Below are 26,414 nucleotides of genomic sequence, written 5' to 3'. Positions count from 1 at the left end.
AATGACTGCAGAATTACCTCCTGGATTAGCAATCCAAAAAGTTGATGAGAGAATAATGACTCTCAATGTTGGACCACAACATCCTGGTTCTGGACATATGAGAATTGTTGTGCAAATTGATGGTGATTATATTGTTGCATGTGATCCTGATCCTGGTTATGTGCATCGTGGTGAAGAAAAAATGGCTGAATATAGAAATTATATTACAAACATTCCTCACTTAGAAAGACCTGTAATTCATGATTCTTGTAATGTTCTTTATCCATATGTTTTGGGTGTAGAGGAATTACTTGGTATTGAAGTCCCAGAACGTGCAAAATATGTCCGAGTAATCTGTTCAGAATTAAATCGCTGTATTTACATCATGTATTGGCTTGCAATTTATGGAATCTTCTTAGGTCATTCTACAATGTTTATGTGGCCAGCTGGAGATCGTGAACTCTTAATTGATTTGATGGAAAAAATTAGTGGTGCAAGAGTTACACATGCACACTTTGTTCCAGGTGGAGTTAGAAATGATTTGCCACCAAACTTTGAAGAAGTATGTTTACGTCAAGTCAATTACTTTGAAAAACGTATCAAAGAATATGCTGCAGTCTTTTATGATAATCCAATTTTAATTTCAAGAACTCAAGATACTGGGGTTCTTTCTCGTGAAGATGCAATTAGATTGGGTACAACTGGTTCTGTGTTACGTGCTAGTGGCGTTAATTATGATCTTAGACAAAAGGAACCTTATGATGTTTATGATGAGCTAGATGTTCATAGTCCTGTAATGAAAGAAGGAGATTCATATGCAAGATCTAAAATTCCATGGCTTGATATGTTGGAGAGTTGTAAAATTATTAGACAAGCATTAGAAAAAATGCCAAAGTCTGGTTCTGTTAGAGTAAAACTAAAACCAAATCCAAAAGGAAAAGGACTTGATTCAGTATACAAACGTGTAGAATCTGGAAGAGGTTCTTTAGGATGTCACATTGTTTCTGATGGAAAAGTAGAACCTTATAGACTAAAACTAAGTGTTGGTTCATTTAGAAATTTGATTGCATTACCATATCTGTTAAAAGGTGAAAAACTAGGTAACATGCCATCTGTTTATTGGAGTCTTAATTATTGGCCAGTGGAGGCAGATCGATAAATGTCTGTTATTGCACCAAATTTCAAACTAAGTGAGTTTATCAAATCTATTATTGATGATGTTGTTTGGACTATTCTAATTCTGTCATTAATTGGTCTTCCTGCAATTATGATGGTATTATTCGTTATTCCAATGCCTGTAATTGATGGAGAATTACTTACGCCATTTTTGGCATTTACTTATTTAGCGGATCCAACGCGAACACTTCCAATTGTTCAAGCATTTATGACAACTGATATGTTTAAAATTATGGCATTTCCTGGATTTGGTTTTGCTGCTCTAATAGCTGCTGGAACAATTTTTATTGAAAGAAAAATGTTGGCTAAATTACAATTAAGAGTTGGTCCATTTTACTGTGGAAAAGTTGAAGGTATTTTACAATTAATGGGTGATGGTTTAAAATTAATTTCAAAAGAAATTATCATTCCTGCGAAAGCTGACAAACCAATTTTTTGGGCAGCGCCAGTTTTGTTTGTTGCATCTGCAGCAGCATTTGTTGCGTTAATTCCAGTTGCCCCAGGCTGGGTAGTTGCTGATGTAGATATGGGTTTATTGGGAGTATTTGCTGTAATTGGATTTTTCCCAATTGTAACTATTCTTTCTGCATGGTCTGCAAATAGTAAATTCCCGTTCATTGGAGGAATTAGAGCATTATTCCAAATGGTTTCATTTGAAATTCCGTTAATTCTATCTTTGTTGGGAGTTGTAATGGTTACTGGAACTCTTAACTTATCTGAAATTGCTGCAAGTCAATCTAGTTTTCCGTGGATTGTATTTTTACCAGTAGGTGCAATTGTATTTTTCATTACTATGCTTGCAGAATTAGAAAGAATTCCATTTGATTTACCTGAAGCAGAAAGTGAAATTGTTGCTGGATGGTTAACTGAATTATCTGGAATGATGTATGGACTCGTTCAATTAGGAACTTATTTGAAACTTTATGCATTTGCAGCATTATTTGTAGTATTATTCCTTGGTGGATGGAATGGCCCAATGATAGTTCCACCATTCCCTATGGAAATTGCTACTCATGGAATGGAAATGGGTCCAGTTACAGTAAAAATAGGTGGATTGGCCCCAATACTTAGCCAAACAATTACTCAAGAAATGCTTAATGGAACATTATGGTTTGTTCTAAAAACCGTTGGTGTTATTTTCTTTATACTATTACCAAGAGGTGTTTTCCCAAGAATTAGAATTGATATGTTGTTAAATCTTGGATGGACCAAATTGATCGGTTTAGCTTTCGTTAACATCTTTATTGCACTAGCTTTGGTTTACGCTGGAGTGCTCGGGCCAGGAGGATTACAATGACAAATACTGCTACAGGAATTGTACGTGCACTAAATTCTGGAATTAAACATATTGCAACAAAACGATTTACTTTACGTTATCCTGAGGAGAAACTAAAATTTGTAGGTGATGGTTATCAATTTGATCCATCTACAGGTGTCGGAATTGCTGGACTAAAAGGTCGCCATATGTTATTCCACGATCACTGTACTGGATGTCAATTATGTTCTATTGCATGTGAGGGTGTTGCTGAAGCAATTGCAATGGTAAAAGTTCCAGAAGAACAAAAACAAAATAAAAAATCTATCATGCCTCAAATTGATTATGGAAAATGTGTTTTCTGTGGATTATGTGTAGATGCATGTCCATTTTACGCACTATACATGACAAATGATTATGAATTATCCTCCTTTTCTAAAGAAGGTTTAATCTACACCCCTGCACAACTTGCAGTCAAACCTTATGTTGAACAAGATAGTGAAATTGTAATTACTAAAAATGGAGCTACTCATGGCTGATGCTGTATTTCTTGCACTAACTGTTATCACAATTGGTTCTGCAATTGCAGCACTTGAAATGAGATCTTTAATTTATGGTTCAATTGCATTGATGGGGACTCTTGGTGGTATTGCTGGTTTCTTCTTTTTACTTGATGCACCATTTGTTGCATTGTTCCAACTAGCAGTTTATGTTGGTTCTATTGCTGTCTTAATTTTATTCACTGTAATGTTAGTAAAAAGAGAACTTATCTTCAAAAAAATTGAAGACCGAAAAAGAAAGTTTGCTGGAATTGGTTTAATGTTAGTTGTTATGGTATCATTAGGTGCTGTATTCTTAGATTCTGGAATTAAAACAATAACTACTGATGAACCAGCAGTTGATTTCAGAGATATTGGTACTGACTTTGTTACTTATTATTGGCCTGCATTAATTTTGATGGGTTTAATTTTAGCCGGTTCTGTAACTGGTGCATTAGTTTTAGCTAGAAGAGAGGATGTGGAGAATGACCAACGAGTTAGTTGATTTTACATTAGTTTCTATTGCATTACTAGCAATAGGAATCTATGGACTTGCAGTAAAACGTAATTTCATTAGAATGTTATTTGCTGTTGAAATAATTATCAATGCAGCAAATCTAAATCTTGTAGCATTTGGTAGATTCATACCAGATAGTGGTGGTCAAACTTTAGCATTATTTTCCATTGCAATTGCAGCAGCAGAAGTAGCCGTTGGATTATCCTTAATCATTGTAGCATACCGCATGTATCAAAATGTCGATATTGCAGACTTTAGGAGCTTGAAAGGATAATGGAATACGCATTACTACAAGCAGTTTTCCTGCCATTATTGTTATCGCCAGTAGCATATATTCTTGGAAGAAAAGTAGGTCCAACTCCTGCAATGTGGTTTACATTTGCAATTTTATTATACACTACAATAATTGTAATTAACGCAGCACTTTCTGGAACCGTAGAAGAACATTATCCATGGACAGAACAATTTGGTGAGTTTGGTTTCTTAATGGATGGACTTGCATCACCATTTGCAATAATGATTTATGTTTTGTCCACTATATTGGCAATCTACTCCAAACCATACATGATTCATAAATTCCATGAACAATTTGAAGAAGAACAAAAAATCAATCATTCAGAAAGTGGACAATCATCTGTTGTTGAATCATCAGCTTTAACAAACTATGTTAATGCAAAATCTGGTCTTTACTTTGCACTTTATCTTGTATTTGCAATGGGAATGCTTGGAACAGTTCTCGCAACAAATTTGATTGAATTTTATATTTTCTTTGAAGTTATGTTGATTCCTGGTTTCTTTTTAGTTGCTTTATGGGGTGATGGCCCAAGAAGAAAAATTGGTTTAATGTTCCTATTTTGGACTCATGCTGGTGCCGTTGTTTTATTATTGGGATTTTTGATGATAGGTCTTACATTAGGTAGCTTTGATTTTGCTGATATTCAAGAATCTGAACTACCAGCAGACATTGCGATGTATTCCGCGGTAGCTATTGCGATAGGACTAGGTGTCAAACTAGCAGTTTTTATGTATCACATTTGGCTTCCGTATGTTCACGGTGCAGCACCTACACCAATTAGTGCATTATTGTCACCTGCAATGATCGGAATTGGAGCTTATGGTATCTTTAGATTAATTGTTGAATTCTTACCTGCAACCTTTTCAGAACTTGCAATATGGTTCCACATTTGGGGTCTTGTTACTATGATTTATGGTGGTGCTATGGCATTAATGCAAGATGACTTGAAACGATTCCTTGCTTATTCAAGTATCAGTCAAATGGGGTATTTGCTATTTGGAATAGGTTCAATGTCTGCATATGGTCTTGCAGGTGCTGAAATGATGTATGTAACTCACGCAATTGGTAAAGGTATTCTCTTCATGATGGCTGGAATTATTATTGTAAAAGTTGGAACTAGAAGCTTCTCTAAACTTGGAGGTCTTGCTGGTAAGATGCCAATAACTGCAGTATGTGCCGTAATTGGTGCATTAACAATAATGGGTGTTCCACCAACTAGTGGCTTTATGGGAGAATGGATTATGTTTTATGGTGCATTAGAAACTGCAATTGCAGAAGGTTCTACAGTTAGAGCAGTAGCATTTGGATTAGGTCTTGTTGCAACTGCATTAACAATGTCATACATGCTTTGGATGTTAAAACGTGTATTCTTTGGAAAACTTCCTGAACATCTACAAAATGTTAAAGAAGGAAGTTGGTACATGACAATTCCAATGATGATATTAGCAGGATTTTCAATTGTAGTTGGAATTTATCCTGATATCTTCTTGAAAACAATTATTCCGTACATGAATGGAGTGATGGGGGTTTAGATTATGGCCACTGAATTAATGGGATTTGAAATTGGAACTTTAAGTGCTTGGTTAGTTTGGATTTTACCATTTGCAGCAGCAATGATTATGCCAGGTATTGGAAAATTATCTCAAAACGCAACCAAATTCATTGCAGTTGGATTTGCTCTAATGAGTGCAATATCTGCTGCTACTATGATTCCTGTTGCATTAGAGGCCCATGAACTTCATCATCAAATTATGTGGATTGAAGCAATTGGTCTTAAAGCTGGAGTCTTAGCGGATCCACTTTCAATTATAATGGCAAATGTTGTTGCTTGGATTTCATTCTTGATTATGATTTACAGTACAGGATACATGAAAGGCGATAAAGACATAACAAGATTCTGGTTCTGGATGATGTTCTTTATTGGTTCAATGCAATTAATTGTATTATCTGATAACTTGTTACAAGTATTCTTTGGATGGGAAGGTGTAGGACTTGCATCTTATGCTTTGATCAGCTTTTGGTATCGTGATAAAAAGAAAGATCATGTTGGTACTGAAGGACGTACCGTTCTTGGAATGTTAGATTACTATGCTCCAACACACGCTGGTATGAAGGCATTCATCATGACAAAAGTTGGAGACGTGATGATGATTGCTGGTATGCTTTTGATATTCTTGTTTGCAGGTACTTTTGGATTTAAAGAATTAATGGGTAATACTGATTGGGCAACTGCTATGGCTGCTCAAGGGTTGTTAGTTCCTGCATTTGTTTTACTCTTTGGTGGTGCAATGGGTAAATCTGCACAATTCCCATTAAATGAATGGTTGTTAGAAGCAATGACTGGACCTACTGCAGTCTCTGCATTAATTCACGCTGCAACAATGGTTAAAGCTGGTGTGTTCTTAGTTGCAAGAATTGGTCCACTTGTATTTGCTTTAGGTGCTGCAGGAATTTTAGCAGATCAATTCTTTGAAATTGTTGCTTGGGTTGGTGCAATTACCGCACTACTGTTAGCAACACAAGGTATGGTTAATCCAGAAATTAAGAAAGTATTAGCATATTCTACAGGTTCTCAAATTGGTTATATGATGATGGCTTTAGGTGTAGCAGGATTATCTCATCAATATGTTGATGGTTATACTGCAGGATTTTTCCACTTAATTTCTCACGCAATGTTCAAGGCTTCATTATTCATGGCCGCAGGTTCTTTGTTGCATATTGTTGGTTCTCGATTTATGACAGATATGGGTGGTCTAAGAAAGCATATGAAGAAAACGTATGCATTCATGTGGGCTGCAGGTCTTGGTTTGATGGGTGCACCATTTATCACAACAGGTTTCTGGAGTAAAGATGCAATCTTTGCAGCAGTATATGAATCTGGAAATGAATGGGCATTACCATTATTTGCTATCGCAGTTTTAACTGCTATAATTACAGCATTCTATACCACAAGAATGATTGGTTTGGTATTCTTTGGTAAGAAGAGTAAACATATTGAAAAGATGGAAGAGGAAGGACATCCCATTCATGAAGCATCAGTATCTATGTGGGTTCCATATGGTATACTTGCAGTATTGACAATTGGTATTGGTATTATTGGATTGTCTGCAGAAGAAGGATTACATCATACGTTTGAATATTATCTTAAAAACTCATTTGGAATTTATAGTTCACATGCAGCAGCAGATGAATCATCAATATTACCAGAATTCTTACAAGGACTTAATCCAGTTGCATTAGGTGCATCCTTAGTAGCATTTGCTACTGGTATTGGATTAGGTTACATCTTTTACATTGGAAGATGGGTTGATCCTGTTAAATTTGTAAATTCAAATATTTTCTTTTATGCAATTCACAAGCTTTTCTTAAACAGATGGTATCTTAACGCAATTGTCTATTGGTGCTTTGTTACAACACCATTATGGTTGGCTAGAGGCGTTTCAAGATACTTTGAGAAAACAGCAATTGATTATGGTATGAATGACGGCGTTCAAAAAGCCGCTAGTTGGGGTGCTAAAGTTATTCAAGGAACCCAAACCGGTGTTTCACAATCGTATCTATTTGTATTTGGAGCAGGATTATTATTTGTAGTTCTGATATTGTTGATGTAGGAGATTTGATGACATGTTAGAAATTACTTCAACTCCTCTTGTAATAATCGGTATATTGGGTACCGTTGGAATTCTACTTCCAATAATTAGCATTGCACGAAAAGAACAAGGTTCTAATACATTTTATGCCATTATTGCATTTGCAGCATTAATCGTATCTATGGGATATGTTGGATATCAATTCCTAGAAGAAAATGTGTCTCCGTCTGCTCTGTTTGCTGAAGATGTAGTTGTTGATGATGCATTTGGTGGTTTCTTTGCAATTGCCATGTTGATAGTTGCTTTGTTCACTACTGTTGGCTCCTTTAATTACATGAGAAAACATAACTCTCCGGCTGTTTACTATTCTCTAATTTTACTTGCAACTATTGGTATGGTTTTAGTTGCATACTCAACTGATCTTGTAATGTTATTTGTTGCATGGGAACTAATGAGTATTCCAACATACATTTTGGTTGGATTTAGGAAAAAGAACCCAAGCTCAAATGAAGCTGCTTTGAAATATTTCTTGTTTGGTGCATTATCTTCAGCAATTATTGTTTATGGTATTTCCCTTGCATACGGATTAACTGGTTCTACAAATATTGGGGAAGTCATTCAAGGTTATTCCACACTTGATCCATCAATGCTTCCACTAGCGTTATTATCAGTAGGATTGTTTATCGCAGGATTTGGATTCAAGATGGGATTAGTTCCATTCCATCAATGGCTTCCCGATACCTATGAAGGTGCACCTGCACCAATTACTGCACTTCTTGCAGCAGCAACCAAAAAAGCTGGATTTGCTGCAACAATTAGAATTGTAATTTTGGGAATGGTGGTACTGCATCTTGATTGGACTTTGGCCCTTGGTATAATTGCAGTAATGACAATGACTATTGGTAATATTGCAGCAATTATGCAAAAGAATATTTCAAGAATGTTGGCATATTCTAGTATTGCACATGCAGGTTACATTTTGATTGGACTTGCAGTTGCACCACACAGTTCTCTAGGTTTACAGGGTTCTTTGTATCAAATAATGAATCATGCAGTTATGAAAGGTGCTGCATTTATTGCAATTGCAGGAATTGTAACAACCCTTGCAGTTACTCATATTGATAAATTAAAAGGACTTGGAAGAAGAATGCCTGTTACTGCATTAGGTTTGGTAATTGCATTATTTGCACTTGCTGGCGTTCCTCCACTTTCTGGATTCTGGAGTAAATTGATGTTATTTGGAAGTGCATTAGATGCAGGTACTGCATTATGGTGGGCTCCATGGCTTGCAATTGCAGGTGTATTGAACAGTGCATTGTCATTAGCTTACTATGGTTGGTTAACAAGGAAAATGTACTTTGAAGGAGAAACTGAAAAGAGAGTTATTGAACCAAAGTCTGTAATGGCAATAATGATCATCTCAACAATCTTCTTGGTAGGATTTGGTGTTTATCCAGAACCATTGATTAAATTTGTAGAACTTGCAACACCAGTACTTAGTTTAGGTTCTATGCCTTAAACGAAGTAAATTTAATTAATTCTTCTAAATTTATTTTTGCTTCACCATCTGGAATCTTTCTCAAAAATGATCTTGCTTGTTCTGAATATTCTTTTAACAGGTCTTCCATTTTGTTAAATCCATCTCTTGGATCAACACTTTTCTTAATTAGTAAATTAAATAATTTTTCTTCATTTTTCCAATCTAGTAAATCATCTCTTATTTGATATGCAATTCCAAGATTTTTTCCATATCCTGTTAATGCTTCAATTTGTTCTTCTGTTCCATTGGCTACAATTCCTCCAATCCTTGCTGCAACTTCAAATGCAGTTGCAGTTTTGTATTCTATTACTTTCAAATAATCATCAAATGTAATATCTCCACTTTCTTCTAACCTGCCTTCAATAATTTCTCCTTCACTCATTAACATGGCAGTAGTTGCTAAATCTTTTGTAATTCTTGCATTATCTAATCTTGATGAAATTGCAAGAATTAATCCTAAAACAAAGTCACCTGTTAAGACGCTTGTATTGTAACCATATTTTACATGAAATGGTTCCTTTTGTCTTCTCATAGTTTCATCATCGATGATGTCATCGTGAATTATTGACTCCATATGTAAAAATTCTATCGCACATGATGCTGCTAAAACGTTTTCATCTATTTCTCCAATACTTTCAGCAGCTAAACTTAAAATAATTGGTCGAATTCTTTTTCCACCTTCCAATGAATATTTTAGAGGCTCAATAAATTCCGATTCTGAATATAATGATAGTTCTTTATCTAATGCCAGATCAATTTTTTTAATATATTCCCCATATGTCTCAAGCAGAGGGTTAATTTCGATATTTTTTCTGTCCAAGATAATTGATCAAAATCCCTCTTCATTAGTAATTAAATCTTGGTGCTCCAGCCGGGATTTGAACCCGGGATCACTGCCTTGAAAGGGCAGTATGCTTGACCGGTCTACACCACTGGAACCCATGGAAATTTTTCTTTTAGATCATAAAATCTTTTGGTACACAACAAAGATTTTTGTACTGGCAAATTTAGACAAGAATTATGAATGTAATTCAAAGAATTGATAAAATTATTGAAGAAAGAAGCCTTCTAAAACATCCATTTTATGAAATGTGGTCTGACGGTAAATTAACTCAGGAATCTTTAGCAGGATATTCAAAAGAATATTTTCAACTTGTAAAATCTGTTCCTGAATTTATGGCACCAATTATTGAAAAAGCACCTAATTCTGTAATTTCTGAATTAGTTGATAATCAACAAGAAGAATCTGATCACATTAAACCGTGGATTAGTTTTGCAGGAGAACTTGGTGTTTCTGAAGATGAATTAATTCCATATTCTGGATTAGAAAAAACCAATAAAGCTGTATCTGATTTGGCTGAATTAATGAATACTTTTGATGGTGGTGCATGTGCCATGTATGCATTTGAAAAAGAAATTCCAAAAATTAGTCAAACAAAACTAGATGGATTATCTGAATTCTATCAAATTACAACTGATAAAGCAACTGAATATTTCAAACTCCATACTGAGGCTGATATTAGACATGCAGCATCTTGGAGAAATATTCTTGAAAAATCAAATGCTGATACAAGTGACCTAATTGAAATTGCTGAAAAATCAGTTTCAGCACAAAACTTGTTACTTGACAGTTGTTATGAAGAATATTGTTAATCTCATAACATTTTATACCTCAGAAAATTTTTGTTCTTTTAGGGCCCGTAACTCAGCTTGGTAGAGTAACCGGCTCATAACCGGTGAGCCAAGGGATCGAAGCCCTTCGGGCCCATTTTTCAATTAGTTTTAAAATAAGTCAATACAAAAATTACTGGCTGCAATGAAGAATCAGAGTTATATCTGAAATTGATGATTGGAAGGCATTTGTCTGAGCTGCCTTAATTTATTTACTAATTTGCTTCTTTACTTTGTCTAGTATTTCTTCATCAATCATTTCTTGTTCATATAATGTCTCTGCAATTTGTAGTATGTTTAGAATTGAGTGCATTTTTACTCCCAGTTCATCAAAGGCTTCCGTAGCTCCTTCCATTCTATCTACAATTACATATGTATCTTTTACTGGAACATTTACTTCTCTTAGTGATTTAATTGCATTTACAACTGAACCGCCAGTAGTTGCAACATCATCTATCATTACAACTTTCATATCGTCATGAATTTTTCCTTCAACTGATTTTGAAGTTCCGTAATCCTTTGGTTTACTTCTAACATAGATCAGTGGTTTCACTGTTTCAATTGCTAATGCTGAAGCAATGACTAATCCTCCTGTTGGTACAGAAACAATACTTTCAAAATTTTCTAATCCTATATCTTCACTTATTTGATTTTCTAGATGTTTTATCATCATTCTAAATTCATGAGGATAACTGGGAACTAATCTTAAATCAACATAATAAGAACTACTTTTTCCACTGGCTAGTGTAAAGTCTCCAAATCTAATTATCTCTTTTTGATGTAAAAAGGTTACAAATTCTTTCACAAATTCCATACCAAAGTTCACTACATTGGATTTATTTTGGTTTGTATTTACTATCTATTATGCCTGAAATTTGGTTAAATTATGGGATTACAGACGTAGTTTTGGATATAAAGGCAGAGAATTTAGAGCAAAAAATTGATTCTGATGGCAAAATTCTAGATGATCAAGCAATTACAGAGAAACTCAACACTCTTGATTTATCTAAACCTATGGAATTGGTAGTTTTACATAATTCTAAATCTATTCTAAAAATTATCTCATCATTATTCACTTTATGTGAACAAAAATCTAAACCATTTCCAAAAATTTTAACTGATAAAAAAATTCTAAATTTAGTCAAATCTGGACTTCCTGAAGGAAGTTCCATAAACGAATTTGATGATGTTGAAATTAAAAATTCCAATCTTGTTTTTATGGGAGAAATGGGTTTTGATGGCTTGTTTGGATATGAGATTGTTGCAACTCGTTTAATCAAAAAATTTGGAGAAGAATCCATGCTTTCTGCATATGCTAAAAGACAAGGTAATCTTCCAACACCCGGACAATATCCTGAAAGTTTAACTGAAGCAAAAAAATTTGTAGATAATTTTGAAATACAAGCAATTGAAATTATTGCAAACTCTGAAGGAATAATTGATTTTACAATAGGTCATCCTTCAAAAACACTTTCTACAACAAAAATTCTAGAATCAAATTCAATTAAAGATGTAGGTGAACACAAAACAGTAATCATGAGTACTGGTAAGGATGCAAGTAATGATACTTTGGGAAATTCATTATCATCTCTATGGAATTGTTCAAATGCAATCAAAAAAGATGGACTAGCAATTTTAGTTGCTGAATGTAAAAGTGGGTTAGGTTCAGATGCTATTCAACAATATATCGAAGATAGGATAACACTTGAACAATTAAGAAATCCTACAAAATACATTAATGGAATGGAAGATTTACTTTTTCTTTCTGAAATTCAAAAGAATTTTCAAATTGGTTTGGTATCTATTTTACCTGAATTTTATGTAAAAAAACTTGATATGGTTTCTTTACCTGGCATTAAATATTCAATGGATTATATTTTAAAAACACAAGGTGCTAGACAAAAAGTTGCAGTAGTTGCAGATGGTGCTAGGCTTTTTCTAAGGTAAAATACCTGAAAACAATCCTGATGGGAGCGGTGCACATAAAATTGCTAGTACTATAATTCCAATATACGCCAGTTTTCTATTTCGTGTAAGGGGTGATATATCATCAAGTGGAGTTGCACTTGGATTTTTCATTGACATTACTAAAATTAAGATTGCCATTAACCAATAATTTAACAAAACAAGTATCAACATGCTTCCATATGTTGCATATCTATGGATTTTTTGACCCAAAAGAGTTCTTGCCATATGTCCACCATCAAGTTGCCATGCTGGAAGTAAATTCAAAAACGTAATTAAAAATCCAATCCACGCTGCAAACATTACTGGTGTCATTATTACTTCATGACCTGGACCTCCTTTGCCAAATACTGCTAAACTTGCAGTCATTAGTATTGGTTCTCCCTGTTCCCATTCCATTAACACTTGTTCTGCAAAAAGTCCTTCGGCAATTTCTTGGTCTAATATTGGAGCAGTATATGCACCATAAAGCGATACAATAACTGCAATTACTAATCCTGCAATTGGTCCTGCAATTGCAACATCAAATAAGATATTGCGATTAATTGTTAGTCCTTTTGATTGAATAAATGCACCAAAAGTAGGAATTCCAACTATTGGTAGACCTGGAATAAAGTAAGGCCAACTTGTTTTTAGTTTATGTGCTTTTGCTGCAATAATGTGACCAAGTTCATGAGTTCCTAAAATTCCTAATAATGCAAGTGTGTAGACAATTGCCATTTCAAATGGCTCTCCAATATCTATGATGAAATTTGTTCCTGATGTTCTATAATGCCCGTCAATCATTACAAACCCAATTACAATTGCAAACAATATTCTGGGTGTCCATGTTGCATTGAGCCATTTTCTTGGTTTTTTTATTGTAAATTTTTGAACTTCAATACAAATATCTTCATCTTTTTTTACTACCTTGCAAACATAGCTCATATTTTCTAATGCTCTAGCTAAATTTTCAAATTTTGTTTGAAAATCTGAATTAGTAATTTTAAATTGTAAAGTAAATTCTGTTTTTGTAAATTCTTCAACATTGAAAATTGAATTAACTAATGAAATTACACCATCCTGAGAATCTTCAACCATCTATTTTCCTATTTTTTATTCATTAATGATCTTTTTGTTTAAAATTAAATATTGATTGTTTTATCTTGTTATTGTGCAAGTGATTTTGAGACAAATTGGTGATTGTAATATTCGTAGAGCGGCCCAAAGCGATCTAATTTCTGTTATGGAAATTAATCTCAAAACTTTACCTGAACATTATTCTGATTATTTTTATGAATCACTACTCCAAGAATTGCCTGAAGCATTTTTGGTTGCAGAAATTGATGGTAAAATTGTTGGATATGAAATGTGTAAAACTGAATTTGGTTTCTCAAATTTTAAAAAATTGGGTTTTGTAAAAAAAGGCCATGTTGTATCTATTGCAGTATTGGATGAGTATAGAAAAAAAGGAATTGGAAAAGCACTGGTTGAAGAATCTGTAATTGGTGTAAAGAACAGGAATTGTGATGAATTCTACTTAGAAGTTCGATGCAGTAATACTGATGCTGTTCGCCTTTATGAAAAACTTGGATTTGTAATTAAACAAGAACTTAATGCATACTATCGTGATGGTGAATCTGCTTATTTGATGGCAACTGAATTGAATTAATTATATTAAAACAATAAATAAGTCCGAAAAAATTTTCCGATATGGATAAACGTAAAGGAATGGGAGTTCTAATTTTTGTTTTATGTATTGGTGGATTCTTTGTTTATGCATATTTACTAATGTTGTCCGAATGGTCTCCAATTGTTTTACAATTATCCGTTCTAATGGCAGTTGGTGGTATTCTTGGTATTGTTGCTTGGATAGGATATGTAATGGCAACGACAAAACCTACGTCTGCTACTATTACATCAGCTGATGATTCATCTACTTAGTGATTTTAACATCAACAACAGTCTGGTAATATCGTGGACCAACTGCTCTAACAATTTTTGACCCAAGAATTTCTGATTTTACTGGTGTGATTTTTTTATAATGTTCTTCAGTTAATTTTCCAGCTTCTGATTTTTTGTCAGCATGAATATGTGAATAATAATGAATTATTCCACCACTTTTTGTTGTACTTATTGCAGAATCTAAAAATTCATCTGACCTCTCTGGTAATAATGTCAGTGTTCTATCTGATTTGTCAATTAATTGTTCTTCAATAATTTTTGATGCATCACCATTGATTGAAATCACTTTTCCTGCTAGTTTGTTAATTGCAATATTTCTTTCACAAAGTTTTGATGCAACTGGATTCAAATCGAGACTATATACTGTACATTTTTTCTTTTTTGCAGCCATTATTGAAAACATTCCTACTCCTGCAAACATATTTGTAATAATTTCTCCATCTTGTGTCAATTTTGCAATTCTTTCTCTTTCTGTTGATAATCTTGGTGAGAAAAATGCATTTTCTACATCGACAATAAATCTACATCCAAATTCCTTGTATTCAGTTTCGGTATTGTCTTCACCAGCTAGGATTTCAAGATTTCTTGTACGAAAATCCCCATCCACTGCTGATGATTGATAAAATACACTTTTTACAATTTTTACTTCATTTAGTAGAGTTTCTCCAATAATTTTTTTCTTAGATAATAATGAATCTGGAATTCTAACAATGATTATGTTTCCTATCTGATCAAATGCTGAGATTAATTCATTACTTTCTTGTAATGTCAAAACGCTTTCTAGTGCTTTTTTTAGCATTCGAGTCAATGTTTGTAGTAAAAGTTTCCTGATGCTTTTTGATCTTTATCTAATCTGCTTTCTATTTTATTTACTCTTGGTCTCAAACTTTTTTCATCTCTTCTAAATGACATATCTAAAGATTTTAGGAATCTATTCATTGCTTCTGATTTTGGAAGTGGTGATGTGGCAATTCCTGCTTTTCCTGATTCGCCTTCAAATATTATCATTGAATCTGACATTAAATCCATTAATTGTAAATCATGATCAATAATTATTGCTGATTTTCCAAATGAACGAACAAATTTTTGTAAAAATTTTGCAACTGCAATTCTATCTTCTACATCTAAAAATGCTGAAGGTTCATCTAGTGCATACAAATCTACTTTCTGAATTAAACATGATGCCACAGCAATTTTTTGAAGTTCTCCTCCGGAGAGATTTTTTACTGATTTGTTGTATAGTTTTTTAATTTTTAATGGATCTAGAATTTGTTCTTCTTCTTGACTTCCTTCGATTGGTCCTCCATTTGCTTTTTCTAAAAGTGCAATTACTTCTACATCGATATCGTTTTGAAGATACTGAGGTTTGTATGCAATTTTGATCTTTTTATCTACTGAACCTACGTCTGGTTTTTCAACCCCTGCAATCATTTTCATCATTGTTGTTTTTCCAAGAGCATTTGCACCCATTATTCCTAAAACTTCACCTTTTCGTACTCTTCCAGGCTCAATTGATACTGAAAATGAATCGAATTTCTTTTCTAATTTTGGATAATTTACTATCTCTGTATCTTCTTGAAAAATATCTGTTGAAGACGATGAGACATCCATAGAAAATTTTTTCTCCCTAAACCTGACATTTTCGTTTGGTAAATACCCATCAAGAAAAACATTGATTCCTATTTTAGTTGATAAAATATTTGAAACAATTCCATATGCAGCTGGTTCCCCGTATAACACTTCAATGTAATCACTAAGAAAATCTAATAATGTCAAGTCATGTTCTACAACCATCACACTTTTTCCAATTTTAGCTAAACCTTGAATTACTCTTGCAACACCTGTTCTTTGAAATACATCGTTGTATGATGATGGTTCATCAAAAAAATAGAATTCTGTATCTTTTGATGCAGCAGCAGCTACTGCAATTCTTTGTAATTCACCTCCACTAAGTTCTTTCAAACTTTGTTCCATTGAATTTTGTAATCCTAGTTCTCTTACTAGTTCTCTTGTAATTCCTCTTTCATCATATTTATCAAGTAATTCATTTCCTGTTCCATCAAATGCTTCTGCAAGATGATGGATTTGTTGTGGTTTAATTGATGCGCGAATTTGATTTTGTTCAATTTTTTGGAAATGTTGTTTTAACTCTGTTCCACTATAATGTTTAAAAATTTCATCCCATTCTGGTGGATTTTCGTATCTTCCAAGATTTGGTTTTAGTTTTCCAGAAAGAATGTTTACGACTGTACTTTTTCCCATTCCATTTCTACCTAATAATCCAACAACCTCTCCTTTTCTTGGGGTTGGCAATTTGTATAATCTGAAAGAATTTACGCCATATTGATGGATTTTATCTGTAGCTATTTCACTTGCTAAATTAACAATCGTTATTGCATCAAATGGACATACTTTGACACATATTCCACAACCATTACAAATATCTTCATCAATCTGCGCTTTTTTTGATTCTTCATGAATTGTAACACATTCTGCGCCTGATTTGTTGACTGGACAATATTTTATGCATTCTAATCCGCATTTTTGAGGCTGACATAGATCTTGATCTAATACTGCAACTCTATGTGTCATAGTTGTAATTCGATATTTTCTTTGCTTTATACCTATTTTGAGTTGATTTCAAATCTGTCGTTACCTTAATACATTAGAATTATGGTATGATTTTCAAGCCGGCCATAGCGTCAGGGTGCGACCTAATCCCGTTCCGAACTTAGAAGTCAAACCTGATGTCGCTGTTGTGCTACTAAGATGCGAGAGCTCTTGGGAAGCAACAGTGCTGGCATTTTCTAATTTCCAATCAATCTTTTAATACCCATTCAATTGGGTTGAATTGATTTCAATGTCAAACTGTAGTGTTTGTGGACAAAAATGTGATAATGACATTAGATTACTAAATCATATGATGGAAAAACATGGTTGGAGAAATCCAAATGTTGGAACACCTGATAGAAATAGTAGAGGTTACTAATTTTATAATTTCTGTAAATAATCTAAAATTAATCTAACACCAAATCCTGTTGCACCTTTTGGATTATATGGTTTATCTTTTGTTGCTGCTCCTTGGGTCCATGCAACACCTGCGATATCTAGATGTGCCCATGGTGTATCTTTGATAGCACTTTTCAAAAATGCAGCAGCTGTTATAGTTCCAGCAGCTCTTCCAATTCCAATATTTTTAATGTCTGCAACATCTGATTTTATCATATCCATATAGTCTTGTGTTAATGGTAATTCCCAAACCTCTTCTGTTGTTGATTTAGATGATTTTGTAATTTTTTCTGTTAATTGATTATTGTTTGAAACAATTGCTGCTACATTATTTCCTAGAGCTATTATACATGCACCTGTTAAAGTTGCAAAATCAATTATTGCTTTTGGTGAATATTGTTTTTCACCATAAGCTAATGCATCTGCTAAAATAAGCCTGCCTTCTGCATCTGTATTTAGAATTTCTGCAGTTTTTCCATTGTATAGTTTTATTATGTCTCCCGGTCTATATGCTTCTCCTCCTGGCATATTTTCTACTGAAGGAATTATTCCAACTACATTAATTGGTAATTTTAATTCAGAAACTGATTTCATAATTCCTAACACTGTACATCCTCCACATTTATCAAATTTCATTTCATCCATACTTTGTCCTGGTTTTAATGAAATTCCGCCAGTATCAAATGTCACTGCTTTTCCAACTAAAACAATTGGTTTTTGATTTTTAGGACCATTGTTATGTTCCATTGTAATTAATTTTGGTTCATTTTTACTTCCTTTACCTACTGCTGTAATTCCTCCAAATCCTTTCTTCTTTAATTCTGGTTGTGAAATTACAGAACATTTCATTTTATTCTTTTTTGAGATATTTTTAGCAAAGTTTGCTAATGTTGTTGGAGTACATTCGTTTGGAGGTAAATTTCCAATACTTTTTGTAAATATTGCGCCATCTGCAACAGCTTCAGCAATTTTGATTGCTTTTGAAATTTTGCTTGATTTAGAAACTATGATTGTCATATCGGGTGATTTTTCTATTTTTTCAGCTTTGAATTTATCAAATTTGTATAATGACATTTTTGCACCTTCCACAATCTGTGAAACTGAAGAAATTGAATCGTTTACAAAAGTTGGTGGAGTTATAATTGAAAATTCTTTTAATTTTAATTCTCTTGCTGTTTGTGCAATTTTGCCTGAAACAAATCTTATTGTATCATTTGTAATATTTTCTTTTTTCCCAATACCTGCAAGAAGAATTCTTTGAGCCTGTTTTTTACTTGGAATTGGAATAATTGTTAATTTTCCTAATTTACCATTCATATCTTTAAGTGATTGATTTATTGAAGAAGATGTCTTAGCGTCTACTTTTGGTAATCCTAAAACTTTGTTTGAATCTTCTAAAACAAATCCACATAGAAGTTCTGTTTTTCTTTTTGCAGAACTCTCTACTTTAATTTTCATTATATCCTTCTGTTTTCAAAGCATTATTTAGATTTTTTATATGCCAATTTCTTACTATTTGTAATTAATGTAAATGATCTGACAAATACAGCTTTTACACTCTTACATTCATTACTGCAAATAGTATCCATTTGAGCAAATTTTGTTTTTCTTGATTTTGTAGAGAAAATTGATTTGATTAATGGCAATAATGCTGCTCTTCCACCACTTGCAAAATATTCATCAATAAACCAAAACATCTCTAATGCTGAATCATCTAAAATTTCTTCTCGAATTTTCTTGCCAAAATCTGAATAATGTCCTATCATTGTAATTTTTCCTCTTGAAAAAAAATTTACAATTGTTGCAAATTTTATGCAAACATAACATTGATCATCAAAAAGTACAATTGGAATCTTGTTTTTAATTTCCACATTTACATTAAGTTGCGATCAAATTAAAATATTGCAGAAGTAGATTTTTATTCAATTTGTGAAGAAATGATCCAGATGGGTCTTAATTATTACCAAATTAAAAAAAATATTCTAAGAGCTCGTAAATTAGTTATTAAAGCAACAAATACTGCCGGTTCTGGACATCCTGGTGGCTCATTTTCAATGGCTGAAATTTTAGGTTGTTTATTTAACAAACATTTGAAATTTGACCCTCAAAATCCTCAATGGGAAGATCGTGATAGATTAGTATTGTCAAAAGGTCATGCTGCACCTGGATTATTTTCTAATATGGCTGTTGCAGGATATTTTCCTGAATCTGAAATTGAAACTTTACGAAAATTTGGAAGTAAATTACAGGGACATCCAGATTTGAAATGTCCTGGTGTTGAATTTTGTGGAGGCTCGTTAGGTACTGGATTATCTTATTCAGTTGGAATTGCACTTGCAGCAAAAATTGATTCTAAAGATCATCATGTCTATACTATTATTGGTGATGGTGAATCTGATGAAGGTCAGGTTTGGGAAGCAGCAATGACAGCTTCAAAATACAAAGTTGATAATCTAACTGTTTTTCTTGATAGAAATTTCATTCAACAGGACTCTTACACTGAAAAAATAATGCCACTGGATAAAAAATTAGAAAGTGATGATATTACAGAAATGTGGAAAGATGCATCCCGATGGAAGACTGGTGATAAATGGAGATCATTTGGTTGGAATGTTCTTGAAATTGATGGTCATAGAGTCGAACAAATTGATGCAGCAATAACAAAAGCTAATTCAATTAAAGGAGTTCCTACAATTATTATTTCTCGAACTATCAAGGGAAAATCTTTGGAACATATGGAAGATAATCCTCAATGGCACGGTAAAGCTCCCGATTCTGATGTTGTTCCAATAATCAACTCTGAATTGGATTCTCAATTTTTGATTGCTCCTTCAATAATTGCAGGTGATATGTCTAATTTAGAAAATGAAGTAAAGAGATGTGTGACTGGAAGATCTGATTTAATTCATCTTGACGTTATGGATGGTCAATTTGTTCCAACAAAAACTTTTGATCATAATAAAATCAAAGAACTTCGACCATTAACTGTGATTCCATTTGATACACATCTTATGATAAATGATCCTGTTAAACATGTTAAAGATTACATAGGTGCAGGCAGTGATATTGTCACAGTTCATGCTGAAGTAACTGATGAATCTAGTTTTGGAGAGATTCATGATATTTTAAAACAAAATCATGTTGGTGTTGGTTTTGCTATTAATCCTGATACTGAATTACCAGAATGGTCTTACAAATTTTTGTCAACATTGGATCAGCTAATTGTAATGTCTGTTGTTCCTGGAAAATCTGGTCAAAAATACATCGAAGAAACTCATTCCAAAATGGCTAGATTGAATTCTATTCTCAACGAACATAATTTCTCAGGCTGTATTGAGGCTGATGGTGGTGTAAATATTGAAAATATAGGCTCTGTATTTGCAGATGGTGCACGTGCTTTTGTTGGAGGTGGTGCAATTATTGGGCAGCAAGACGTTAGGGCTGCAATCATAGATTTTAGAAATGCAGTTTTAAAATCAAGAAGACGAATGTTACTTGATAAAGCAAATCAATTAGGTGGTTCTGATTTAATGAATAAATGGATTGGATTGCATGTTATTGGTGCTAAACAAGAAGAAATTAAAAAAATTGCTCAGGAGGCAGGATATCTATGAATGACCCAATAATGACTGACATGCGTTCAGAATATTCAAAATCATTAATTCAAGTTGGACATGATAATCCTAATGTCGTTGTTTTAGGTGCTGATACAACTGATTCATTAAAAACTTCTGGATTTGGAAAACAATTTCCTGATAGATTTTTCAATGTTGGCATTGCTGAAGCAAATTTAGTTACTGTATCTGCAGGATTGGCCGTGTCCGGAAAAGTTTCTTTTGCAAGTACTTATGCAATTTTTTTACCTGGAAGAGCTGTTGATCAAATTAGAAATAATATTGCATATCCTTCACCTCCAGGAAAAAAAGGACTAAATGTAAAATTGGTTACATCACATGGAGGTTTATCTGTTGGACCTGATGGAGGATCACATCAACAAATTGAAGACATTGCAATAATGAGAGTTATCCCAAACTTTCGTGTTTTTATTCCAGCTGATACAATTGCTGTTTCAAAATTAACTAACTTGATGGCATCTGAATATGGACCATTTTACATGAGAATGGCAAGATCAAAAACACCTCTTGTTCATTCAGAATCTCAAGAATTTAAAATTGGAAAAGGAATTACTGTTCGAGATGGTTCTGATTGTACAATTGCTGCATGTGGAATAACTGTCAGAATGGCATTAGAGGCTGCAGAAATGTTACAAAAAGATGGAATTTCTTGTAGAGTTTTAGATATGTTTTCAATCAAGCCTATCGATAACGAAATTTTAGAAAAGGCTGCAAGGGAAACTGGATGTATTGTCACAACTGAGGAGCATAATATCTTTGGTGGAATGGGCTCAGCCGTAGCAGAATCTGTTTCTGAATCATATCCTGTTCCAATTAAGAGAATTGGAGCCCAGGATATGTTCGGTGAATCTGCACGTGATGCTGAAATTCCTTTACTTTTAGAAAAGCATGGAATTACATCTTTTAATATGGCAAAACAAGCAAAAGAACTAAGGAGTAAAAAAATATGAAAATTTTTCTTGATACTGCTAACTTGGAATCTATAAAAAAATTTAATGATATGGGTTTGTTAGATGGGATTACAACTAATCCCTCTTTAATGTCAAAAGAAGGTGGTAATCCTAAAGATGCAATGGAAGAAATTACAAAAATTATTCAAGGTGACGTTAGTTTAGAAGTTGTTAGTACTGATTATTCTGGAATGCTTGAAGAAGGTAAACGTCTTCGTGAATACGGCGATAATGTTGTTGTTAAAGTTCCAATGACTCCTGATGGTCTAAAAGCATGTAAATCATTTTCATCACAGGGAATTCCTGTTAATGTTACTTTGATATTTTCTGCAAATCAAGCTTTACTTGCAGCAAAATCTGGTGCAAAATATGTAAGTCCATTTATTGGAAGATTAGATGATATTGGTCAAGATGGAATGACTTTGATTAAAGAAATTAAAGAAATCTTTTCAAATTACACTTTTGACACACAAATTCTTGTTGCAAGTGTTCGTCATCCATTACATGTAATTGATGCCGCAAAGATTGGTGCAGATGTAGTTACATTACCTCCTGGGGTTTTAGATAAAATGCTTCAACATCCTTTAACAAAAATTGGTTTAGATAATTTTCTTGCTGATTGGGAAAAATTAAAACAAAAAAATCCAGATACTAAAATATAAGAAATTTCAGAAAAAATTAATAAAAATAAAATACAAAAAGGAGTTTTTGTTGTACCTTTTCTAGAACCCATGCTTCTATCTGATGTGTTTTGTTCTTTTTGCAGTAGGTCTAGATTTTGGTTCAGGGGTGTCTGAAAGTTTTCTTCTACCAGTACCTCTACCTGTTGAAACTGTTCTACTACCTCCGGCTTTCTTTCTTTCAGCTTGAATTTTTTTAAATTCTTCACCTGAGAATTTAAGATCCTCTACATCCACTTCTATTGTTCCAGTTCCTCTGCCTGTTCGGATTTTAACTTTAACCATGTTTTTACTAAAATCATCTACGGGCTTTTATAAGATATGTCTATATTTTTAACCTAAAAACAAATTATCATAATTTTAATTTTTTATGATACGATTGAGTCTTTTCTCATTTCTGATATATGCCATTAACGTAAAATTATCTAATTTTAAGAAATTCTATATGAAGAAAATATTTCTAATTTTACCTATTATCGCATTTACCATACTTATTTTGAATGGATTTTATGGTCATTTACTATACACATCTCCGTATGATCAAGACATTAACAAATATTCAATTTATGTACATTTTCAAGAAGAATGGAATAGTTTTCCTGTGAATGTTTTATTTGAAATTACAAATGTCTGGTCTAATTCAAATCAAAATAACCATGTTTATTCTACTGATTTTTCTGATGTCACCAATTTTGATAATTATAATTCCAACAATCTACAATTTCAAGACAATCGTGGTTATGTTGAATTAAAACATCAATTCAGTGATTGTAATTCAAGCTGGAAACCTATGACATATCGTTATGTAATTGATACTGTTAGGAATCAAATTGAATTAATTCAAGGTTCTGAATTGAATAATGATACTTATGTTTCCATTTTGCCTAATATCAAATCTCAAAATTCAATTGAATCAAATTATTATATTCAATTTATTCCAATTTGTTCTGATAAAAAAATAACTTCTTATGAATATTCTATTTCAATTGATGATCAAAATTCTTGGTTTGATGTATATTTTGTTGATTCCAAAAAACAATTTGATAATTATTTAAAATCTGAAAAATTCAATTTTTATACAAGTGATAGTTGCTTTGGAAAAGGTTATACTAGTTTTAGTGGAGTTTGTGAAAATATACGTGGAGAATCTGGATTATTGATTCTAATTCCTGATACTCTGAGTCGTTCTTTAACAAAAATAACAGTAAATCTTCATGAAAAAATTTAGAATTTATTTATCAACTGTTTATCCAGCCTAATTTTTTGAAATAAATGAACATCAAAATTGCAGGTATTGCAGATGCTAGAATTATGACTATGAACGTGGTAAATGGTCCTAAAATCATTAAATTTTCTCCAATTCCTCCTGGTAGATTTACATTCATTCCATAAAATGTTCCAATTACTGTTGATGGAATAGCTAATGTGAAAATCATAGTTAGAACAGCTAACACTTTGTTTGTTTTTTCATTACTTAATACAAAATCTGTGTCTTTGTAAATTTCCATAGTTTCTCTTGATTCTTCTAATGTTTCTATAACTTTGTCAATGTGATCAATTACATCATCAAAATACAGTGTAAGTTCATTATCTGAATTATCTGAAAATCTTTTAACATTTTTTGCAATTTCTAGTACAAATCTCTTTAGCGGTACTGATATTCTTCTTAACCTGTTGATTTCTCTTCTAAGTAATGCAATATTTCTGGCAACTGGTTTTGATTCATCAAATACATTATCTTCCATTTCATCTAGATTTGCAATAATTTTTCTGGATGTGTGTAAAAGATCGTCTACTAACGCATCTATAATTTCGTGAAGTAAATCCCCCGATGACTCCCCTACTAATCTATTTTTTAATTCTGTATCAGAATCTAGAATGCATGTTTGTACTAATTGTACTAATGGTTTTAGATCTCCTTGATGTACTGTTACTAGAAAATTTTTTCCTACAAAAATAGACAATTGACTATTTTTAGAAATTCCAATCTTCTGTGCAAGTGGTGGAAATTGTAAAATTACAAAGAAATGATCATTATAACTATCTAGTTTTGGAAGCTCAAATTTTGTCATACAGTCTTCTATGTTTAATTCATTGAAATTGTAGTCTGTAGCTAATTTTTCAACATCTTCTCTGTCTGGATTTTGTAAATCTATCCATGTAAAACCATTACCTTGAATTGTTTCTATTTTTTTTTCTATAGGTATCTCTAGTGCTTTCTTCCCAGAACGTAGTCTGTTAGTAATGAATCCTCGTTTCATGGTGAAAAATACCCAGATTCTTCAAATTTAAAGCGATCGTTCTGCTATTCACAAATAATCTATAACTTGAATTTGAGGCTAATTTTTTATTAAATTTTGATTATTTTCCTCTTCATTCAATGTTAAAGATTATTACAGGATTAAAAAATTAATTTTTTTGTGGCCTTCGTAGTACAGTGGTTAGTATAGAGGATTGTGGATCCTCGGACAGGAGTTCGATTCCCCTCGAGGGCCCTTTTTATTTTTAAAATATTCCGAATTTACTTGATTCCATCTCTTCTTTGATGGCCACTTTAAATCTGGGTGATTTTTTTTCAACATTTTTTGTTAACCATGTAAGAAACTTTTTGTCAGTTGTTTTACCCTTTAATTTTTGAAAATCCTGTGCCATAATAGATTCTAGTTTTTGAATTAATGTTCTATTAACACTTAGTACAAAAAAATGCCAACCAAAAGCAAATTCTGAATCTGTCATCACAAAATCATCTTCTCCGTGAACCATTTCTTCTAAAAATGTAAGTTGTTGTGTTAATGCTTTACTTGTTTTGTCATAATCTATTGCAGATACATTGATGTTTAATCTGCTTTCCATAATTTTTTTATGGATTTACAAGATAAAAGGATTGCACTCATTTCTTAAGTAAATATTCAAAATCTATATCAAAATGCATTTTCATAATTCCGATATATGTTCGAATTGACTCTGGAATCTCTTCTGTACACGTTACACCTAATTCCTTAGCATTAATCCAAATTATCAATGTTTGAAGAATTGTAAGAAATCTGTCATTTTTTATTTCTGATCCTGACATTGATTTAGTATATCTTTCTGCAAATTCCCATGCTGTAACAAAATCAATGCATTTAACGCCAAAAATTGCTAATAATTGCTCTTGCAAATTTTTTGCTTTTTGAAATGGGATTTTGTTAATGATATATGGAAAATTCACTTTATTTGGAAGATAGTTTGGCAGTGGTCCCCAAATTGTAATAATCCTTGCTTCTGGTTTTAGTTTTTCAAATTTTTTTGTCATTTCATTAATGATTTCTTCATCTGTAAACCAAAATAATATTACAGTTGCATCTGACAAATTTGATTCTTGAATATTCTGATGAATGATTTTTACATCAATGTCTTTTTCATTTATGATATTTTGTGCATTTTTAATTTTTTCAATATTATTATCAATACCTGTTGCTGTTTTTACTTTGAATTCCTCCTTTGCTATTTGTAAGCCTCTTTCATCATGACAACCTAGATGATAAAATACGTCATCCTTTCCTAAATCCACAAATTTGAAAATTTCTCTAAATGTTTTTTCAGGTAATTGAACATCTTCTCCACTGAGAACATTTTTTGGAAGTGTTTCTAAATATTCTTCAAATTTCAATACTTAGGCTATTTTCA

Annotated in this window: 28 protein-coding genes, 3 tRNA genes and 1 rRNA gene; 20 read left to right on the top strand and 12 right to left on the bottom strand. The window is 32.7% G+C overall.

All coding sequences use genetic code 11. From position 1 onward, the window contains the following. Position 1: 1 nt before the first annotated feature. From AW732_RS05535 to AW732_RS05500, 8 genes are read left to right on the top strand one after another with little or no spacing between them, the layout of a single operon-like run. Entirely contained in the window at positions 2-1,138 is a 1,137-nt protein-coding gene (locus AW732_RS05535; RefSeq protein ID WP_067959692.1) for an NADH-quinone oxidoreductase subunit D, read from the top strand. Further along, the gene (gene nuoH, locus AW732_RS05530) at positions 1,139-2,452 is read left to right on the top strand and encodes an NADH-quinone oxidoreductase subunit NuoH (RefSeq protein WP_067959689.1); all 1,314 of its coding nucleotides are present in this window, start codon (positions 1,139-1,141) and stop codon (positions 2,450-2,452) included. Continuing rightward, the gene (locus tag AW732_RS05525; RefSeq protein WP_067959686.1) at positions 2,449-2,949 is read left to right on the top strand and encodes an NADH-quinone oxidoreductase subunit I; all 501 of its coding nucleotides are present in this window, start codon (positions 2,449-2,451) and stop codon (positions 2,947-2,949) included. The genes nuoH and AW732_RS05525 overlap by 4 nt, the downstream gene beginning before the upstream one ends. Next, entirely contained in the window at positions 2,942-3,454 is a 513-nt protein-coding gene (locus AW732_RS05520; RefSeq protein WP_067959683.1) for an NADH-quinone oxidoreductase subunit J, read from the top strand. The genes AW732_RS05525 and AW732_RS05520 overlap by 8 nt, the downstream gene beginning before the upstream one ends. Beyond that, positions 3,435-3,740 (top strand): NADH-quinone oxidoreductase subunit NuoK, encoded by a 306-nt coding sequence (gene nuoK / locus AW732_RS05515; protein WP_067959680.1) that lies wholly within the window; start codon positions 3,435-3,437, stop codon positions 3,738-3,740. Before AW732_RS05520 ends, nuoK begins: the two co-directional genes overlap by 20 nt. Then, the gene (locus AW732_RS05510; RefSeq protein ID WP_067959676.1) at positions 3,740-5,293 is read left to right on the top strand and encodes an NADH-quinone oxidoreductase subunit M; all 1,554 of its coding nucleotides are present in this window, start codon (positions 3,740-3,742) and stop codon (positions 5,291-5,293) included. Before nuoK ends, AW732_RS05510 begins: the two co-directional genes overlap by 1 nt. Positions 5,294-5,296: 3 nt before the next feature. Then, a complete protein-coding gene (locus AW732_RS05505; protein ID WP_067959674.1) occupies positions 5,297-7,372 on the top strand; it encodes an NADH-quinone oxidoreductase subunit L in 2,076 nt (691 codons plus the stop codon). Between the two features lie 13 nt (positions 7,373-7,385). Beyond that, positions 7,386-8,870 (top strand): NADH-quinone oxidoreductase subunit N, encoded by a 1,485-nt coding sequence (locus AW732_RS05500; protein WP_067959671.1) that lies wholly within the window; start codon positions 7,386-7,388, stop codon positions 8,868-8,870. Here AW732_RS05500 and AW732_RS05495 read toward each other — a convergent pair. Then, positions 8,860-9,711, bottom strand: coding sequence for a polyprenyl synthetase family protein (locus AW732_RS05495; RefSeq protein ID WP_067959668.1), 852 nt, complete (start codon positions 9,709-9,711; stop codon positions 8,860-8,862). The genes AW732_RS05500 and AW732_RS05495 overlap by 11 nt on opposite strands. A 40-nt stretch (positions 9,712-9,751) precedes the next feature. After that, positions 9,752-9,830 (bottom strand) — tRNA-Glu (locus AW732_RS05490). Positions 9,831-9,911: 81 nt separating this feature from the next. Here AW732_RS05490 and AW732_RS05485 point away from each other — a divergent pair. Both AW732_RS05485 and AW732_RS05480 read left to right on the top strand, forming a co-directional pair. Beyond that, entirely contained in the window at positions 9,912-10,544 is a 633-nt protein-coding gene (locus AW732_RS05485) for an iron-containing redox enzyme family protein (protein ID WP_067959663.1), read from the top strand. Positions 10,545-10,585: 41 nt separating this feature from the next. After that, positions 10,586-10,659: transfer RNA gene (locus AW732_RS05480), tRNA-Ile, on the top strand. 111 nt (positions 10,660-10,770) lie between these two features. On the opposite strand, the gene pyrE is transcribed toward AW732_RS05480, so the two are convergent. After that, on the bottom strand, positions 10,771-11,376 hold the full coding sequence (gene pyrE, locus AW732_RS05475) for an orotate phosphoribosyltransferase (RefSeq protein WP_067959660.1): 606 nt from the start codon (positions 11,374-11,376) through the stop codon (positions 10,771-10,773). Between the two features lie 50 nt (positions 11,377-11,426). On the opposite strand from pyrE, the gene AW732_RS05470 reads away from it, so the two are divergent. After that, on the top strand, positions 11,427-12,509 hold the full coding sequence (locus tag AW732_RS05470; protein ID WP_067959658.1) for a transcriptional regulator: 1,083 nt from the start codon (positions 11,427-11,429) through the stop codon (positions 12,507-12,509). On the opposite strand, the gene AW732_RS05465 is transcribed toward AW732_RS05470, so the two are convergent. After that, complete coding sequence (locus tag AW732_RS05465; protein ID WP_067959656.1) at positions 12,501-13,607, bottom strand: site-2 protease family protein; 1,107 nt, start codon at positions 13,605-13,607, stop codon at positions 12,501-12,503. The two genes, AW732_RS05470 and AW732_RS05465, sit on opposite strands and share 9 nt — an antisense overlap. A gap of 73 nt (positions 13,608-13,680) precedes the next feature. On the opposite strand from AW732_RS05465, the gene rimI reads away from it, so the two are divergent. Both rimI and AW732_RS05455 read left to right on the top strand, forming a co-directional pair. Continuing rightward, a complete protein-coding gene (gene rimI, locus AW732_RS05460; RefSeq protein ID WP_067959653.1) occupies positions 13,681-14,178 on the top strand; it encodes a ribosomal protein S18-alanine N-acetyltransferase in 498 nt (165 codons plus the stop codon). Between the two features lie 41 nt (positions 14,179-14,219). Then, a complete protein-coding gene (locus tag AW732_RS05455; protein WP_067959651.1) occupies positions 14,220-14,450 on the top strand; it encodes a transcriptional regulator in 231 nt (76 codons plus the stop codon). Here the strand turns inward: AW732_RS05455 and AW732_RS05450 are convergent. Then, the gene (locus AW732_RS05450; RefSeq protein ID WP_067959799.1) at positions 14,443-15,270 is read right to left on the bottom strand and encodes a class I SAM-dependent methyltransferase family protein; all 828 of its coding nucleotides are present in this window, start codon (positions 15,268-15,270) and stop codon (positions 14,443-14,445) included. The genes AW732_RS05455 and AW732_RS05450 overlap by 8 nt on opposite strands. A gap of 5 nt (positions 15,271-15,275) precedes the next feature. Continuing rightward, positions 15,276-17,063 carry a ribosome biogenesis/translation initiation ATPase RLI gene (locus tag AW732_RS05445; protein WP_067959646.1) on the bottom strand — a complete coding sequence of 596 codons (1,788 nt, stop codon included), beginning with the start codon at positions 17,061-17,063 and terminating at the stop codon, positions 15,276-15,278. A gap of 94 nt (positions 17,064-17,157) precedes the next feature. Between AW732_RS05445 and rrf the strand changes: the two genes are divergently transcribed. After that, a 5S ribosomal RNA gene (gene rrf / locus AW732_RS05440) occupies positions 17,158-17,277 on the top strand. Between the two features lie 54 nt (positions 17,278-17,331). Beyond that, complete coding sequence (locus AW732_RS09000) at positions 17,332-17,460, top strand: hypothetical protein (protein ID WP_256381645.1); 129 nt, start codon at positions 17,332-17,334, stop codon at positions 17,458-17,460. 2 nt (positions 17,461-17,462) lie between these two features. On the opposite strand, the gene AW732_RS05435 is transcribed toward AW732_RS09000, so the two are convergent. Both AW732_RS05435 and AW732_RS05430 read right to left on the bottom strand, forming a co-directional pair. Next, on the bottom strand, positions 17,463-18,938 hold the full coding sequence (locus tag AW732_RS05435; RefSeq protein ID WP_067959643.1) for a leucyl aminopeptidase: 1,476 nt from the start codon (positions 18,936-18,938) through the stop codon (positions 17,463-17,465). Between the two features lie 23 nt (positions 18,939-18,961). Continuing rightward, entirely contained in the window at positions 18,962-19,351 is a 390-nt protein-coding gene (locus tag AW732_RS05430) for a hypothetical protein (RefSeq protein ID WP_067959641.1), read from the bottom strand. Positions 19,352-19,426: 75 nt separating this feature from the next. Here AW732_RS05430 and AW732_RS05425 point away from each other — a divergent pair, with 75 nt between their 5' ends. Genes AW732_RS05425 through fsa form a run of 3 tightly spaced genes read left to right on the top strand, consistent with a single transcriptional unit; the run spans position 19,427 to position 22,727 of the window. After that, on the top strand, positions 19,427-21,094 hold the full coding sequence (locus AW732_RS05425) for a ribulose-phosphate 3-epimerase (RefSeq protein WP_067959638.1): 1,668 nt from the start codon (positions 19,427-19,429) through the stop codon (positions 21,092-21,094). Next, the gene (locus AW732_RS05420; RefSeq protein ID WP_067959636.1) at positions 21,091-22,065 is read left to right on the top strand and encodes a transketolase family protein; all 975 of its coding nucleotides are present in this window, start codon (positions 21,091-21,093) and stop codon (positions 22,063-22,065) included. The genes AW732_RS05425 and AW732_RS05420 overlap by 4 nt, the downstream gene beginning before the upstream one ends. Continuing rightward, positions 22,062-22,727, top strand: a complete 666-nt coding sequence (gene fsa / locus AW732_RS05415; RefSeq protein ID WP_067959633.1) for a fructose-6-phosphate aldolase — start codon at positions 22,062-22,064, stop codon at positions 22,725-22,727. Before AW732_RS05420 ends, fsa begins: the two co-directional genes overlap by 4 nt. 75 nt (positions 22,728-22,802) lie before the next feature. On the opposite strand, the gene AW732_RS05410 is transcribed toward fsa, so the two are convergent. Continuing rightward, on the bottom strand, positions 22,803-23,030 hold the full coding sequence (locus AW732_RS05410) for a hypothetical protein (protein ID WP_067959631.1): 228 nt from the start codon (positions 23,028-23,030) through the stop codon (positions 22,803-22,805). Positions 23,031-23,190: 160 nt separating this feature from the next. Between AW732_RS05410 and AW732_RS05405 the strand changes: the two genes are divergently transcribed. Next, the gene (locus tag AW732_RS05405; protein WP_067959627.1) at positions 23,191-23,973 is read left to right on the top strand and encodes a hypothetical protein; all 783 of its coding nucleotides are present in this window, start codon (positions 23,191-23,193) and stop codon (positions 23,971-23,973) included. Between the two features lie 10 nt (positions 23,974-23,983). Here AW732_RS05405 and AW732_RS05400 read toward each other — a convergent pair whose 3' ends face one another. Beyond that, positions 23,984-25,006, bottom strand: a complete 1,023-nt coding sequence (locus tag AW732_RS05400) for a magnesium transporter CorA family protein (RefSeq protein ID WP_067959624.1) — start codon at positions 25,004-25,006, stop codon at positions 23,984-23,986. Positions 25,007-25,168: 162 nt separating this feature from the next. Here AW732_RS05400 and AW732_RS05395 point away from each other — a divergent pair. After that, positions 25,169-25,240 (top strand) — tRNA-His (locus AW732_RS05395). Positions 25,241-25,250: 10 nt separating this feature from the next. Here the strand turns inward: AW732_RS05395 and AW732_RS05390 are convergent. Together AW732_RS05390 and AW732_RS05385 are read right to left on the bottom strand one after the other, a co-directional pair. Further along, the gene (locus AW732_RS05390) at positions 25,251-25,598 is read right to left on the bottom strand and encodes a hypothetical protein (RefSeq protein ID WP_067959621.1); all 348 of its coding nucleotides are present in this window, start codon (positions 25,596-25,598) and stop codon (positions 25,251-25,253) included. A 37-nt stretch (positions 25,599-25,635) separates the two neighbouring features. Continuing rightward, complete coding sequence (locus AW732_RS05385) at positions 25,636-26,397, bottom strand: SAM-dependent methyltransferase (RefSeq protein WP_067959619.1); 762 nt, start codon at positions 26,395-26,397, stop codon at positions 25,636-25,638. Positions 26,398-26,414: the final 17 nt, after the last annotated feature.

Source organism: Nitrosopumilus sp. Nsub (genome assembly GCF_001541925.1).
In the GTDB taxonomy this organism is placed as follows: domain Archaea; phylum Thermoproteota; class Nitrososphaeria; order Nitrososphaerales; family Nitrosopumilaceae; genus Nitrosopumilus.
The sequence above is the reverse complement of the archived record's forward strand: the minus strand, read 5'-3'. Positions and strand labels throughout refer to the sequence as shown.